At 70.4% G+C, this 15,194-nt stretch carries 8 protein-coding genes and 2 pseudogenes; 1 reads left to right on the top strand and 9 read right to left on the bottom strand.

Going from position 1 to position 15,194, the window contains the following annotated elements; genetic code table 11:
* The 8 genes and pseudogenes from ftsH to dacB all read right to left on the bottom strand — a co-directional run.
* On the bottom strand, positions 1–2,013 hold a 2,013-nt coding region (ftsH, locus tag A6R01_RS05815; RefSeq protein ID WP_292604448.1), incomplete at its 3' end, for an ATP-dependent zinc metalloprotease FtsH.
* Between the two features lie 162 nt (positions 2,014–2,175).
* Complete coding sequence (gene hpt / locus A6R01_RS05810; RefSeq protein WP_292604446.1) at positions 2,176–2,727, bottom strand: hypoxanthine phosphoribosyltransferase; 552 nt, start codon at positions 2,725–2,727, stop codon at positions 2,176–2,178.
* 81 nt (positions 2,728–2,808) lie between these two features.
* Positions 2,809–3,546 (bottom strand): carboxypeptidase-like regulatory domain-containing protein, encoded by a 738-nt coding sequence (locus A6R01_RS05805; RefSeq protein WP_292604444.1) that lies wholly within the window; start codon positions 3,544–3,546, stop codon positions 2,809–2,811.
* A gap of 232 nt (positions 3,547–3,778) precedes the next feature.
* Positions 3,779–9,277: a carboxypeptidase regulatory-like domain-containing protein gene (locus A6R01_RS05800; protein ID WP_292604442.1), complete on the bottom strand. Its 5,499-nt coding sequence runs from the start codon at positions 9,275–9,277 to the stop codon at positions 3,779–3,781.
* A 60-nt stretch (positions 9,278–9,337) separates the two neighbouring features.
* A pseudogene (locus tag A6R01_RS18260) lies at positions 9,338–9,514 on the bottom strand (PT domain-containing protein); the annotation flags it as partial.
* Positions 9,515–10,037: 523 nt separating this feature from the next.
* Positions 10,038–11,066, bottom strand: coding sequence for a tRNA lysidine(34) synthetase TilS (gene tilS / locus A6R01_RS05795; protein WP_292604440.1), 1,029 nt, complete (start codon positions 11,064–11,066; stop codon positions 10,038–10,040).
* A 13-nt stretch (positions 11,067–11,079) separates the two neighbouring features.
* The gene (locus A6R01_RS05790; protein WP_292604438.1) at positions 11,080–12,147 is read right to left on the bottom strand and encodes a zinc-dependent metalloprotease; all 1,068 of its coding nucleotides are present in this window, start codon (positions 12,145–12,147) and stop codon (positions 11,080–11,082) included.
* Between the two features lie 10 nt (positions 12,148–12,157).
* Positions 12,158–13,624, bottom strand: a complete 1,467-nt coding sequence (gene dacB, locus A6R01_RS05785) for a D-alanyl-D-alanine carboxypeptidase/D-alanyl-D-alanine-endopeptidase (protein WP_292604436.1) — start codon at positions 13,622–13,624, stop codon at positions 12,158–12,160.
* 150 nt (positions 13,625–13,774) lie between these two features.
* Between dacB and A6R01_RS05780 the strand changes: the two genes are divergently transcribed.
* Positions 13,775–14,266, top strand: coding sequence for an inorganic diphosphatase (locus A6R01_RS05780; protein ID WP_292604434.1), 492 nt, complete (start codon positions 13,775–13,777; stop codon positions 14,264–14,266).
* A 103-nt stretch (positions 14,267–14,369) separates the two neighbouring features.
* On the opposite strand, the pseudogene A6R01_RS05775 reads toward A6R01_RS05780, so the two are convergent.
* Positions 14,370–15,194, bottom strand: a pseudogene (locus A6R01_RS05775) (hypothetical protein); the annotation flags it as partial.

Below are 15,194 nucleotides of genomic sequence, written 5' to 3'. Positions count from 1 at the left end.
GGCGAAGGCGCGGCCGATGCCGCTGGCGGCACCGGTGACGACGGCACCGGCGTCGGGCTCCGGGGCCGAGGGCGTCCCGTTGGCCTTGGCGCGGTCGCGGATCTCCTGCGGGATCTCGACCGGCGGCATGTCCGAGGGCCGGCGGGTGTCCGAGCCGGTCCACGCGGGGCGGGCCGGTCGCATCCGCAGCGCCTCGAAGATGCGGGCGATCTGCTCCTTGTCCAGCGTCTCCTTGTCGAGGAGCTCGAGCACCAGCGCGTCGAGGACGTCGCGGTTCTCCTCGAGGATGTCGAAGGCCTCCTGGTGGGCGGTGGCCAGCAGGTTCTTGACCTCCTCGTCCACGATCGCGGCGACGGACTCGGAGTAGTCGCGCGAGTGCCCGAGGTCGCGGCCCAGGAACGGCTGCGAGCCGGACTCGCCGAGCTTGATGGCCCCGAGACGCTCGGTCATGCCGTACTGGGTGACCATCGCGCGGGCGAGGTTGGTCGCCTTCTCGATGTCGTTGCCGGCGCCGGTGGTCGGGTCGTGGAAGATCATCTCCTCCGCCGCCCGGCCACCGAGCATGTAGGCGAGCTGGTCGAGCATCTGGCTGCGCGGCTGGGAGTACTTGTCCTGGTCGGGCAGCACCATGGTGTAGCCGAGGGCGCGGCCGCGCGGCAGGATCGTGATCTTGTGGACCGGGTCGTTGCCCGGCAGCGCCGCGGCGACCAGGGCGTGGCCGCCCTCGTGGTAGGCGGTGATGAGCTTCTCGTGCTCGCTCATCAGGCGGGTGCGCCGCTGCGGACCGGCGATGACGCGGTCGATCGCCTCGTCGAGCGAGGAGTTGGTGATCAGCTTCTGGTTGGCGCGCGCGGTGAGCAGCGCGGCCTCGTTGAGCACGTTGGCCAGGTCGGCGCCGGAGAAGCCGGGGGTGCGGCGGGCGACGCTGAGCAGGTCGACGTCCTGGGCGATCGGCTTGCCGCGCGAGTGCACCTTGAGGATCTGCTCGCGGCCGGCGAGGTCGGGGGCGTCGACCTGGATCTGGCGGTCGAAGCGGCCCGGGCGCAGCAGCGCGGGGTCGAGCACGTCGGGACGGTTGGTGGCCGCGATGAGGATGACCCCGCCGCGTACGTCGAAGCCGTCCATCTCCACCAGCAGCTGGTTGAGGGTCTGCTCGCGCTCGTCGTGACCGCCGCCCATGCCGGTGCCGCGGTGGCGGCCGACGGCGTCGATCTCGTCGATGAAGACGATCGCGGGGGCGTTCTCCTTGGCCTGCTCGAACAGGTCCCGCACGCGGGAGGCACCCACACCCACGAACATCTCGACGAAGTCGGAGCCGGAGATGGAGTAGAACGGGACGCCCGCCTCGCCGGCGACCGCGCGGGCCAGCAGGGTCTTGCCGGTGCCCGGGGAGCCGTAGAGCAGCACGCCCTTGGGGATCTTGGCGCCCACGGCCTGGAACTTCGCGGGCTCCTGGAGGAACTCCTTGATCTCGCCGAGCTCCTCGATCGCCTCGTCGCAGCCCGCGACGTCGGCGAAGGTCGTCTTCGGCATGTCCTTGGAGATCAGCTTCGCCTTGGACTTGGCGAACTGCATGACGCCGCGTCCGCCACCGCCCTGCATGTTGTTGAGCAGCCACAGGAAGACGATGAAGATGATGATCAGCGGCAGGAACGAGATGAGGAACGAGCCGAGCACGCTGGGACGGGAGATCTCGGTCTCGAGCTCCTCGATCTCACCGGCCTCGACCTGCTGCTGGGCGATGTTGTAGAGCCGCGACTGGGTGCCGCCGATCCAGTAGGTCATCACCTCGGCGCCCTCGTCGCGCACGCCCTCGTCGAGGGTGGCGCGGATCTCCTGGTCGCCGTCGACGAAACGGATCGTCTCGACCTGGCCCTCGGTGATGTACGCGGTCATCTCCGAGGAGGTGATCTCGTCCCCGTCACCGCTGGGGGCCAGGAACTGCAGGGCCAGGACGACGCCGACCACGGCCACGACGATCCACAGCCAGGGACTCTTGCCTATGCGCTTCACGGACTTCTCTCGTTGTGTGCACGATTGAACTGACGACGGTACCGGTCGCCACGCCGTCCCATCCTCTCAGGCGGCTGGTCGAGCGGTCCCCCGAGGATGAGTCGTGCCCCTGAGCGGGCGCCATGACGCCCGTTCAGGGGCACGACCCGGCCCGCTGGCGGTTCAGCTGTAGACGTGCGGTGCGAGGGTGCCGATGTCGCGGAGGTTGCGGTACTTCTCGCGGTAGTCCAGGCCGTAGCCGACGACGAACTCGTTGGGGATGTCCCAGCCGACGTACTTGACGTCGACGGGCATCTGCAGCGCCTCGGGCTTGCGGAGCAGGGTGGCGATCTGGACGCTCGCGGGGTTGCGGCTGCTGAGGTTGGAGGTGAGCCAGGACAGGGTCAGGCCGGTGTCGATGATCTCGTCGACGATCACGACGTGGCGCCCGGAGATGTCGGTGTCGAGGTCCTTGAGGATGCGCACGACGCCGCTGGACTTGGTGCCGGAGCCGTAGGAGCTGACCGCCATCCAGTCCATCTCGATGTGGCGGGAGAAGGAGCGGGCCAGGTCGGCCATCACCATCACCGCACCGCGCAGGATGCCGACGATGAGCAGCTCCTCGCCCTCGTAGTCCCGCTCGATCTCCTGGGCCATCTCCTGCAGTCGCTGCTGGATCTGGGCCTCGGTGAACAGCACGTTGACGAGGTCGTTCTCCACGTGGGCAGAGTCCATGGCGGGCAGCCTACGGCCGGGCGATGGGTGACAGGGAAGCGGGCGGGCCGGCTTTGCCCGCGGCGGCGCGAGGTCGGGCGGTCACCGGGCGTGCCGGGCCGACCGGGCCACGACGACCTTGACCTTCTCGGCCCGCGAGGGCTTGAGCCCCTCCTTGCCGGTGAAGAGCACCTTGAGGTGGTGGGTGCCCTTCGGCAGTCGGCCCAGGTCGACCTTCACCGCACCCTTGTCGGAGCGCTTGAGGCGCTGGTTCGCCAGGACCTCGCGGCCCTCCAGCACCTTCACGCGGCCGCCGTCCACACGTGCCTTGCGGCTGCCCACCTCCACCTTCAACCTCACGCGCTGCTTCGGCGCGACCACGGGGTCGACCACGGACGCCGCGGTCGTCGTGGGCCAGTCGCGCAGCTCGAGGGTGATCGGTCCGAGGCTGGTCGGGGCCTTGCGGCGGGCGGTGACGCCGGCGAGGAGGCCCGCGTCGTACCCGCGCTTGACCAGCACGACGTCGTACGTGCCGGGGTCGACGTGGAGGTAGAAGTAGCCGTGCTGGACGCCGTCGGGGCGGGCGCTGGCGTAGGTGAGCGCGGACGCGACCGGCTCGCCTGTCCTGGCGTCGAGGGCCTGGACCGCGAGGTCGTCGATGCCCCGGCCGGACGAGTCGACGGCGACGCCCTGGATGAGGCCCGCCCTCTCGACCACCGCCGGGACGTCGTCGTGGTCGTCGTCGTGTGCCGAGGCCGTGGCGGGCACCAGCAGCGCCGGGAGGAGGAGCGACAGCAGCGCCAGGCGCGTCCGGCGGGCGGTGCGGGTGGTGCGGTGCATCAGGGACCTCGTCTTCTGCTCGTCGACCGCGGCGCGGTCGTCCCCCGCGACGATGGTCGGCCTCCGGGCGGCGTTCCTGAGCTTGAATCCGTCACTCTTTGCCCGATCGCCGACGCGATGACCCGAACGGACCATCCCGGTCGGACCGAGGGCGGCAGGGCACGGCAACGCCGGCCCGACCATGCAGGTCGGACCGGCGTCACCGGTGAGCCGGGGGTCGGGCGCCCTCGACTCAGAGCAGGGCGGGCAGCGGGCGGCCCCCACCGGTCCGCTCGCCCTGGTCCTTGCCCTTGTTCTTCTTGTTCTTCTTGCCCTTCGACTTCTTGATGACCTCGAGGGTCCCCGCGTCGTCGGAGGAGGCGAGGGTGGCGTCGTCACCGGAGTACTCGACGCTCACCTCGTGCTTGCCGGGCTTGAGCTTCGGCAGGCGGATCTTCAGCGTGCCGTTGTCGGCCTCGGTGAGCTCCACCTCCACGCTCTTCTTCCCGGCGGTCACCGTGACCGTGCCGGCCGGCGCCTCCTCGGCCTCGGTGAGGACCCGCACCTTCACCTGGCCGCGGTTGCCCTGCTTGACCTTCTTGCCGAGCAGGCGGGCCTTGGTGACCGACTCGACCGGCTCGACCACCTCGGGCTCGTCGGGCACCGTGACCGCCTCGGACGTCGCCGAGCCGTCCTCGTGGCCCTCCTTCGTCGCCGTGACCTCCGCGGCGAGCTCGGTGCCGAGGTCGTCCTCGGTGACGACGTACGTCGCCTCCGTGGCGCCCTCGATCGCCTCGCCGTCGCGCAGCCACTGGTAGCCGAAGGTCAGGTCCTCCAGGTCCCACTCGCCGTCGGAGACCGTGAGCGTCTCCCCCAGCTCGGGGGTGCCGGTGATCTCGGGCGCGGCGCTGCTCTGCGGCGCTGCCCCCTTCTCGACGGTCACCGGGTCGGAGGTCGCCGTGCCCGGCGTGGAGCCGGACTTGGTGGCGGTGACCTTCACGCTGACGACCTTGCCCAGGTCGGCGAGGACCGGGTCATAGCCCGCAGCGGTGGCGCCGTCGATGGCCTCCCCGTCGCGCAGCCACTGGTAGGCGAAGGTCAGACCGCCGGTGTCCCACGTGCCCTGACTGGCCGCGAGGGACCCGCCCACCACGGCGTCACCGGTGATCGCCGGCTTGGCCGTGTTGGTGATGGTCGGGGTCGGGGTGGGGTTGCCACCACCGCCGCCACCGCCACCACCGGGTGTCGTGACCGGAGTAAGTGCCAGGTCGAGGTCGGTGACCTCGCTCGGGACACCCACCACAGGGCTCGTGAGGGTCGTGTAGCCCTGCGCTTCGACCACGACGTACCAGCAGCCCTCGGCCACGTCCCACCCGTAGTAGCCCACGTTGTTGGTCACGAACGGGTTCACATGTGGCGAGATCTCGGGGCTGGCGGCGTTGACCAGCTGGCCGAGCTGCGTCGGCGCCTGCTGCGACCAGGGCGCACCGGGCGCCTTGGTCTCGTTGGTGACGCACGTGTCAGCCGGCTGCTGGATGGTGGGGTCGGACCACGGGGTCCAGCCCTGCACCTTGTACAGCGACACCTCAGCACCCACGATCGGTTGACCGGTCACAGCGTCGCTGACGATGCCGCTCGGGTCGTAGAGCGTGATGGTTCCGAGCGTCGTGACCAGCGTGGTCGCACCAGGGCACGACACCTCGGAGGACAGCACCCCACCCGAGCCGATCGAATCTGCTGGGATGGTCGCGGTGAACGTCCCGGAGCCCGCCGACGTCTCAGTCGTGGGGTAGGACGTGCCGTCGTAGAGGATGGTCACCGTAGGCGTTGGGGCCGCACCCTCGTCGGGTTCGGGGCACGATGCCTTCACGCTGAGCGTCAGGTCCGAGGGCTGGGAGAATGGCATCGACACCAACACCTGACCCGTCACCGGGTCCGTGGTCACGCTGCCCGAGGTCGACGTGGCGGTCGTGTCCAGGTTCACCGGCGTCGGGGCCGTCTGCGCGGAGTCCACGTAGGCCCAGAACGCGTAGAGGCTGTCGGACGTGCCGCCGGCACGAAGCACCAGGCGGAGGTCCTCGCCGATGTGCTGCGAGGTGTCGATCGACGCACCACGCCAGCCCGATGTCTTCAGTGCCGTGCCCTGCCCCCACGCACCCTGCTGGTACGAGGCCAGGATCTCACCACCTTCACCGAGCACGGTGACGTCGAAGAAGAACTCGTCGAAGCCGGTGTAGTCGTAGGTGAAGATGTTGAACGCGAAAGACTCGACGTCCTTGGTCGCCGTGAAGTCCTGACACAGGATGTTCGTGCCCGGCGGCTGGTTCTGCGAGCTCGACGGCTGGGAGGACCCGATCCGGGCCATCTTCTGCCCCTCCCACGGGGAGGTGAACTCGTCCGTGCCGCTGACGACGATGCCCTCGGTCTGGTGACCCATGGTCCACCCGTCCAGCTCCTGCTCGAAGCCCATGTTCGTCAGGGACGGGTTGACCGCCTGCGGGGTGCAGTTGAAGTCGGGCGCGAGAGTGCGGACCAGCTTCACCCGCTGACCGTCGAACTCGATGGTCTCCGTGATCGGCAGGTACCCGATCTTGCTGATGGTCACCTGGTAGGTGCCGGGTGCGGGAAGGTCCGCGAAGGACGCCTTGCCGTCACCCTCCGTGACGATGACCTCGTCGAAGCCTTCCGGTCCCGTGAGGCGGACCGTCGCCCCGCTCAGGTGCCCCTGAGACCCGGACACCCGGACCACGACTCCCGGCAGGTAGGGCAGCTTGACGACGCCCTCGAACGCGGCTTGGTCCGCTCCCACGGAGACGACACCGAGATCGACGCCCTGACGGTCGACACCCTCGGGCGGGGTCACCGTCACGTGGTAGTCCCCGGGCGGGACGTAAAGGGCGAAGACACCGTTGCGGTACCCGTAGCCGCCGTACGTCAGGGACGTCGCAGCGGCAGCGGTCTCACCCACGGGGACAGCCCGGACAAGCGCGTCCGCGACGAACCCGTTCCGGCTGCCGGCCTTGCGGACGACGCCCCAGATGACGCCCTCACCCGCGTTGGGAACCGGGGTGCGGTCGAGGTAGAAGGTCACTTGACTACGACCTCCCTTGTAGCCGACCTTCCTCTCGCCCGACTCGTACCCGGTCTTGGTGGCGGAGACGAGGTACTTCACCTTGCTCGGAAGATCTGTGAAGAAGGCCTTGCCATTGGAGTCCGACAGCTGCCCGGGCACCTCGGCCTCTTCCGCAGTCAGCTGGACGTCGGCGTCTGCGATGGGTTTCCCGGTGTGGCTGTCACGGACCCGGACCACCAGGCCCGGCAGCATCGGCAACTTCATGGCGCCCAAGGACAGGGCCTCGTCCGGTTCAACCGTCACCGGGCCGCGCTCCACGGAACCGCGTGCCAGCCCGTCGGGTGGCGTGGCGACGACGTGGTAGGTGCCCGCCGGGACGTACAGGGCGAAGACACCGTTCTTGTAGAGGTACCCCTCGTAGGTCAGTGCTGAGGCCTCCGGCGAGCCGTCACCGTCGACGGAGATCGCCTGGACGGTCGCGTCCGCGACCAGGCGGCGACTCCCCGCCTTCGTCACGACGCCCCAGATCACGCTCTCACCAGCTTCCGGCACGGGCGCCGGACGCATGAAGTAGGTCTTCTTGAGGCGGTTCCCCTTGTACTTCAGCACCGCACTGACCGGCTCGCGACCTGTCTTGGTCATCGTCAAGTGGTACTTCCCGGCGCCGGGAAGGTCGCCGAAGAACACCCGACCGGTCGAACCCGTCAAGCGGCTGAGCACCTGACCGTCAGGCGTCGTGAGCTGGACCGAGGCCGACTCGACCCCGCCGAAGTCGTGGAAGTTCGACGCCATAGCCAGGGCCGTGATCCGGATCCCCTTCACGAGCGGGAGGCCGATCTTGTCGAGCTGCAGGGCCTCGTCGGCGGCAACGCTCACGGGACCAAGCTCGGCACCCTTGCGCGCAGCGCCCTCGGGCGGGGTCACCGTGATGACGTAGTCACCAGCGGGCACGTACAACGCGAAGACGCCGTTCTTGTAGCCGTAGCCGCCATAGGTGAGCGACGACGCAATGGGCTCGTCACCACCCCCAGCGGGGAACGCCTGGACGAGCGCGTCACCGAGGAGGTAGTCGCTGTCGCCCTTGCCCACGAGGCCCCAGATGACCGACTCCCCGGCAGCCGGGGTCGGCTGCGTGGCCGGCTGCTCCGTCGGCTCGTCCGTGGGCCCGTCGGTAGGCCCGTCCGTAGGCTCCTCCGTGGGGGCAGGGGTGAGCTGGAGGTCGAGGTCGGTGACCTCGCTCGGGACCCCCACGACAGGGCTGGTCAGGGGGATGTACCCGGGGGCCTCGACCGTGACGTACCAGCAGCCCTCGGCGACGTCCCACCCGTAGTAGCCGACGTTGTTGGTCACGAACGGGTTGACGTTGGGCGAGATCTCCGGGCTGGCCGCGTTCACGAGCTGTCCCAGCTCGGTCGGTGCGGGCTGGGACCACGGGGCTCCCGCGTCCTTGGTCTCGTTGGTCTCGCACGTGCCGTCCGGCTGCTCGACCCCCGGGTCGCTCCACGGCGACCAGCCGGGGACCTTGTGCAGGTACACGTCGGCTCCGACGACCGGCTCACCGGTCTCTGCGTCACTCACGATCCCGCTCGGGTCGTACAGCGTGATCGATCCCAGGGTCGCCACGACGGTCGTGGCTCCGGGGCAGGAGACCTCGGAGGAGAGCACCCCGCCCGAACCCATCGAGCCGGCCGGGATGGTGGCCGAGTACTTCCCGGAGCCCTCCGGCGTCTCAGCGGCGGGGAACGAGGCCCCGTTGTAGAGGATGGTGACCGTCGGGGCCGGAGCAGCGCCCTCGGCCGGCTCGGGGCACGAAGCGCCGACCACCAAGGTCAGGTCGGAGGGTTGGGAGAACGGCATCGACACCGACACCTGTCCTGTCACCGGATCCGTCGTCACGCTGCCCGAGGTCGTCGTGGCTGCGGTCTCCTGCGTGACCGGGGTCGGGACGGTCTGCGCCGAGTCGAGGTAGGCCCAGAAGGCGTAGAGACTGTCCTGGGTGCCCCCGCTGCTGATGACCAAGCGCAGTGTCTCCCCGATGTGGCCGGAGGTGTCGATGCTCGCTCCACGCCAACCGGACGTCTTCAGGGAGGTGCCCTGACCCCAGGCTCCCTGGCTGTAGGACGCGAGGACCTCACCGTCCTGCGCCACGACGGCCACGTCGAAGCGGAACTCGTCGAAGCCCGTGTAGTCGTAGGTGAAGATGTTGAATGCGAAGGACTCGGAGTCCTGGGTCGCCACGAAGTCCTGGCACAGGAGGTTGGGTCCGCGAGGCTGCGCAGGACCGCTGGAGGCTTGGGAGGACCCGACGCGGGCCATGGCCTGTCCCTCCCACGGGGAGGTGAACTCGTCGGCGCCGCTGACCTCGATGCCCTCGGTCTGGTAGCCGAGAGTCCAACCCTCGAAGCCCGATTCGAAGCCCATGTTCGTCAGTGAGGCGTTCGCCTGCTCCGGCTCGCACGACAGCTTGGGCGTGAGGACTGCCCAGACGTGATCGGCGACCCCATCGTGCTCGATCGCGAAGGAGGACGAGACAAAGCCCTTCTTCGAGGCCACAGCGGTGTAGCTGCCGAACGGCAGCGGCTCCTCGTCTCCGATCAGCGCCATGCCGTTGGCGTCGGTCACGAAGTCACCGATTCCCGCTCCCTCGGAGTCGCTGACCGAGACGGTAGCGCCACCCACGGGTCCACCGAACATGCCGTTCTCGACCGAAATAGTGATCTGACCGCCGGTCGGCTCGTCGGTCGGCTCGTCGGTCGGCTCATCCGTCGGCCCATCGGTCGGCCCATCCGTCGGCCCATCCGTCGGCCCATCCGTCGGCCCATCCGTCGGCCCATCCGTCGGCCCGCCCGACTTCTCCTGGAGGTACAAGGTGCTCCAGTGGAGACCACTGTCCGCGTTCAGCGACTCCTCAGGCATGGCAAGCGGGGCCAAGTCGGGCGCCACATCACTAGGGTCGATGACGACCTCGTACGTGCCAGGCGGCACGTGCAGCTCGAAGTACCCGGTCGGATCCCCTCCGCTCGGGTCGCCCGTGGTGTCCTGGGCGATGACGTCATCGGATCCAGCGGCCATGGCTCGGACCGTCACCCCGTCGAGGAGCGATTGGTCGCTCTGGACACCGACCGTGCCCGAGAAGACCGCTTGCCCCAGCTGGGGTGTGGGGAACTCTCCGTCCGCCGGCGGGGCAGCAGAAAGGGCGGGCGAGGAGCCGAGCACGAGGCTCAGACCCACCAAGGTCGCGAGGAGCGCCGTGAGAAGACTCAGCGGCGCCCTTCCGGGGGATCTCGACATGACAGGACCTTTCGCGAGCCGAGGCTCAGTCGACAGCGGAGCAGACGCGCGAAAGTAAAGAGAGTGCTAGTACCTCTCGCCTAGATGCGAGACGCAGAAATAGCCCTTTGGGACTAGACGGGGCCATAGACCACCGAAAGTAAAATAGTTAAGGCGTAGTCCCGGTCGTACCCCGGTCGGTATCCGCGGATGTCACCTCGATGACCCCCTCGCGACGGGCGCCGCGCCGGTGCCCGGGGAGGTCCACCCACTTCTGCCCGCGCCAGGCGGTGACCAGCGCTTCGAGGGCCAGCACGTGCTCGTGGAACAGCTCGGCGGGCGGGGCGCCGGCGTCGAGGGCGAGGCGACGCAGCAGTCGGGTGCGGATGGCGGCGGGGAGCTGCTCGAGGTCAGCGACAGGCAGGCCCGAGGCCCCGGAAGGATGCGCCGGCTCGGCCCGGAGGCGGTCGTAGTGGTGGTCGGCGAGGTCGTCGAGGCAGTCGGCGTCGGCGCGCAGCTGCTGCGCCGTACGGGCCAGGGCGGCGGCGACGCCGGGGCCCAGGTGCTCCTCGAGGGCCGGCAGGACCGCGCGGCGGACCCGGACGCGGGCGTAGCCGGGGTCGGAGTTGTGCGGGTCGTCCCAGGCGTCCAGGCCCAGCACCTGGCAGGCGGTGACCGTGTCGTCGCGCGGCAGGTCCAGGAACGGCCGGCGGTAGACATCGAACGCGCGACGCATGCCGGCCAACGAGCGGGCGCCGGAGCCGCGGGCCAGGCCGAGGAGCACGGTCTCGGCCTGGTCGTCACGCGTGTGCCCGAGGAGTACAACGCCGGCGGCCGTGTGCTCGGCCACCTGGTCGAGCACGGCGTACCGGGCCCTGCGGGCCGCCGCCTCGGGCCCGAGCCCCCCGGGGTCCACCGCGACCCGGGCAGCGAGCGTCTCGTCGACCCCGAGGTCGGCCATCTGCTCGACCACCCGGGCGGTCTGGGCCTCGGACCCTTCCTGCATCCCGTGGTCGACGGTGGCCCCGACGACCCGCCAGTGCCCGGCGCGAGCCTCGTGGACCGTCGCGGCCACCAGGGCGAGAGAGTCCGGGCCGCCCGAGCACGCCACCACGACGGTGGCGCCGGGCTCGAGGTCGGCCAGGCAGCGGCGTACCGCCAACCGGGTCGCGGCGACGGAGGGGTGCGGACCGGCCATGGAGGACTCTGCGTCAGAGGACGCGCGAGACCCAGGCGTCCGGGTCGGCGATCTCGGCCTTGGACGGCAGGTTCTCCGGCCCGGCGAAGACCGCGTTGAACTCCTGCATGCCCACCTTGTCGACGACGTGGCGGACGAAGACGGCACCGTCGCGGTACTGCGCCATCTTGGCCTCCAGCCCGAGCAGCCGACGCAGCAGCCGGTCGAGGGTCCCGACGCCCTTGCGGCGCTCGGTGAACTGCCGACGGATCTCCGCGACCGTCGGGATCACCGTGGGGCCCACGCCGTCCATCACCACGTCGGCGTGCCCCTCGAGCAGCGACATCACGCCCGTCACCTTGTCGAGGACCTCGCGCTGGGCGGGCGTGGAGAGCAGCTCCATGATCGAGCCCGACCCGCCGTCGCCCGAGCGCCGCGCCTTCAGCGCCTCGACCACGCGGCCGAGGCCGTCCTCGACGAGCTCGCGGGAGTCCATGGTGCCGGCGAGGTCGCCGACGAGGGAGTGGATGTGGTCGCGCATCCAGGGGACCGCGGTGAACTGCACCCGGTGGGTCTCCTCGTGCAGGCACACCCACAGCCGGAAGTCGTGCGGGTCGACCCCGAGCTCGCGCTCGACGTGGACGATGTTGGGCGCCACCAGCAGCAGCCGTCCCGACGGCTCGTGGAACGGGTCGAACTGCCCCAGCACCTTGCTCGACAGGAAGCCCAGCAGCCCACCGACCTCGGCGCCGGTGACCCGGCGACCGATCGCCAACGAGAGGCCCGAGGGCGGCTTGCGCTCCGACAGCTTCTCCGCGATCGGGGAGAGGATCGTGCGGAAACCCTCGGCGTTGGCCTTCACCCAGCCCGGACGGTCCACGACGAGCACCGGTGCGGTGCCGTCACCGCCGTCGAGGCCGGTGAACTCGCGCACCAGCGGCGTCGAGCGCTCGGCGCCGGCGCGCAGCTCGGTCACCGCGTCGGCCGCCTCGGCCCACGAGACCTTGGGGCCCTCCCCCGCGAGCCTGGAGCCGAGCGAGACCGCGAGGTCCCAGTCGACCATGTCCGGGGCGGCGGTCGAGGGGCTGGCTGGCGCGCTCATGGCAGCGAACCTATCCGGCGCGGCCACACCGACACGCCGCGAGCGCGGCCGCCGCACGGTCCAGCACCGCCTCGGCGGTCTCGTCGTCGGCCTCGGGGATCCGGTCCGCCATCAGCGCGAACACCATCGGCGTCCCGTCACGCGCCACGACCACGCCCGCCAGGCTGCGCACCCTGCGCAGGGTGCCGGTCTTCGCGCGCACCCGCCCCACGGCGGCCTGCGGCGCGTCGTCGAAGCGGAAGGTCAGCGACCCGCTGAAGCCGGCCACCGGCAGCCCCGGGAACAGCCCGCGGACCGGGTCGTCCTGCTCCGACGCCGCAGCCACCTGCAGGAGCCCGACCAACGTGGCGGGGGCGATCAGGTTGTCGCGGGACAGGCCGCTGCCGTCGCGCAGCCGTCTCGGGACGGGCACCGCGAGCTCCTCGAGCACCTGCTGCACCCCGGCCACGCCGTCCTTCGTCGAGCCCGCTCCCCCGGTCGCCAGCCCGACGTGCCGCAGCAGCACCTCGGAGGTCTCGTTGTCGCTGACCTGCAGCAGCCGGTCGACCAGCTGACCCACCGGCGCGGACTCGACCTGCGCGAGCTGCTCGGCGTCGTCCGGGGCGGCGGCCTCGCGGGGCACGCCGACGATGCGGACACCCCGCTGGCGCAGCAGGGCGGCGAAGGAGTCGGCGGCGGCGTACGACGGGTCCAGCGAGCGCCCGGGGCCGTCGGCCGGTCGCCCGTCGTCGACCATCAGCGCGGTGATCGGCGCGACGACGTCGTCGCGGTAGGTGTCGGGCCAGGTCGGGTTCCAGGCCGGTCCGGAGAACAGCCCGTCGTCGTAGCCGAGCCGGATGCTGCGCAGGTCGCGCTCCCTCAGCGCCTTCGCCGTGCGGCGGGCGAGGGTCGCGAGGTCGGCGCGGTCCGGCTCGGCATCGGCATCGGGGCGTCTCTCGAGGAACGGGTCGCCGCCGCCGACCAGGACCGCGTCGCGTCCCTCGAGGACGACCCGGGTGGCGAAGGTGGTGCCCGGCTCGAGGGTGTGCAGCGCGGCGATCGCGGTGACCAGCTTGGTGGTGGAGGCGGGGATGGCCGCCCCGCCGGAGGAGTACGCCGCTGGGCCGGTGAGCCCGGCGACCGCCACCGACACCCGGCCGCCCAGCACCTGCTGGCCGAGCGGTCCGGCGAGCGTGCGGCGTACCTGTGCCGGGCTGACCTCCCGTGCGCCGAGCGTCAGGGCCGCGGCGGCGGGCGGCTCGACGTCGGGGAGCACCAGGCCGTCCGGAGGCGGCACCTCGGCGGGCTGCGTCGCGGGGTCGGGGCGCTCCTCGCCCCGCAGGTCGTCGACCCAGCCGCGGACGGTGCTCTCCACCTGCTCACGGGTGTCGGGCTCGGCGACGACCACGCCGGCGGCCGCCACCAGCGCCACGATCGGGACGGCCCACAGCAGGCGCCGAGCCGCCCCGCCGGAGTGGCGTGGATCACGTCGTCCCACATCTGCCCCCTCCCGGTACGCGTTCGTGGACATTGTGCGCGAGACTGTCCCCGGCTCCCGGGGCGGGGGCACGCCCGGTCGCGCCGCGCGGCGGGTGACAACACAAGCAGACCCGCGGCCGGACGCACCGGTCACGACACGGAGGCAGACGTGCTCGAGTTCGACGTCCTGGTGGAGATCCCCAAGGGGGAGCGCAACAAGTACGAGGTCGACCACGAGTCCGGGCGGCTGCGCCTGGACCGGACCCTGTTCACCTCCACGCAGTACCCCGCCGACTACGGCTACATCGAGGACACTCTCGGTCAGGACGGCGACCCGCTCGACGCGCTCGTCATCCTCCAGCAGCCCACGTTCCCCGGCTGCCTGATCAAGTGCCGCGCCATCGGCATGTTCCGCATGACCGACGAGGCCGGCGGCGACGACAAGGTCCTCTGCGTCCCGTCCTCCGACCCGCGCCTGGAGCACCTGCGCGACATCTCCCACGTGTCGAAGTTCGACCGCCTGGAGATCCAGCACTTCTTCGAGGTCTACAAGGACCTCGAGCCCGGCAAGTCCGTCGAGGGCGCTGAGTGGGTCGGCCGCACCGAGGCCGAGGCCGAGGTCGTCGCCTCGTTCGAGCGGTTCAAGAAGAACGGCCACTGAGCCTGTCGCTTGCGCCGGGTTTGTCGGCTGGCCGACAAACCCGGCCACAAGACGACGAATATTCGTCGTCCACCTTCCGGGTTTCTACCCCTACCACCGTGCGTCACACCGCGATGCTGTTGAGCGCCCGCTCCAGACGTTTACGAGTCTCCGGCCATCGGTAGAGGTCTTTCCAGACGAAACGCAGCATGCGGTACCCGGTGATCTCGCGCATCGCGTCCTCGCGTGCCTTCTCACGCATCACCATCTGCTCGAGGGTCTCGCCTGGCCGCCGGTAGCGGTGGTACTTCTCCCGACCATCCGCCTCCCCCAGGACACCGCGGTCCGGCCACGCGAAGTCCGATCGACCCGCCAGCGCTCCTGACGGATGCAGCACCTCGAACTGCAGCTGCGGCATCGGTAGCGACGACTCACCGATCCGCAGTCTGAGGAGGGTCTCGAGCACGCTCTCAGAGCGCCCATCCGCCAGCCCGATCTTGAGCGACAGGTCCAGGTGGTCGGGCCAGGTCATCCGCCGGGCGAGATGGGCATGCAGCTCATCGGTCCCGACCCCTCCGAAGCGTAGGAACCAATCCAGCACGCAGATCGCCCCGTCGTGACGCGACACCGCAGCGGTGTCCAGTGCAGTCCTGACCGGGCTGGTGATCCACCGCTGGTGCGACCGCGTGATGTCGTCGAGGCGCACCCCGCCGTGATGATGGGTGACCGACGCACGGATCCGGTCGCCGCGGGGGAACAGGTTGGTCAGGTGCGCCGTACGTAGATCGAGGTCGTGAGCCGGGGCACCATGCTCCAAGGCAGCGCTGACATGCGAGAGGGCAACCCTGTCGTCGTAGCGGCGCCACACTCCGTGCGCGAGCATGAGGTGGCGCTGCCGCGAGTCGGCCGCCTGCCATCGAGGCCCCAAGACGTCGACGCCCCTGTCTCT

This window comes from Nocardioides sp. REDSEA-S30_B4 (assembly GCF_001627265.1).
Classification (GTDB): domain Bacteria; phylum Actinomycetota; class Actinomycetes; order Propionibacteriales; family Nocardioidaceae; genus Nocardioides.
This window is presented reverse-complemented; position numbering and strand designations above follow the sequence as displayed.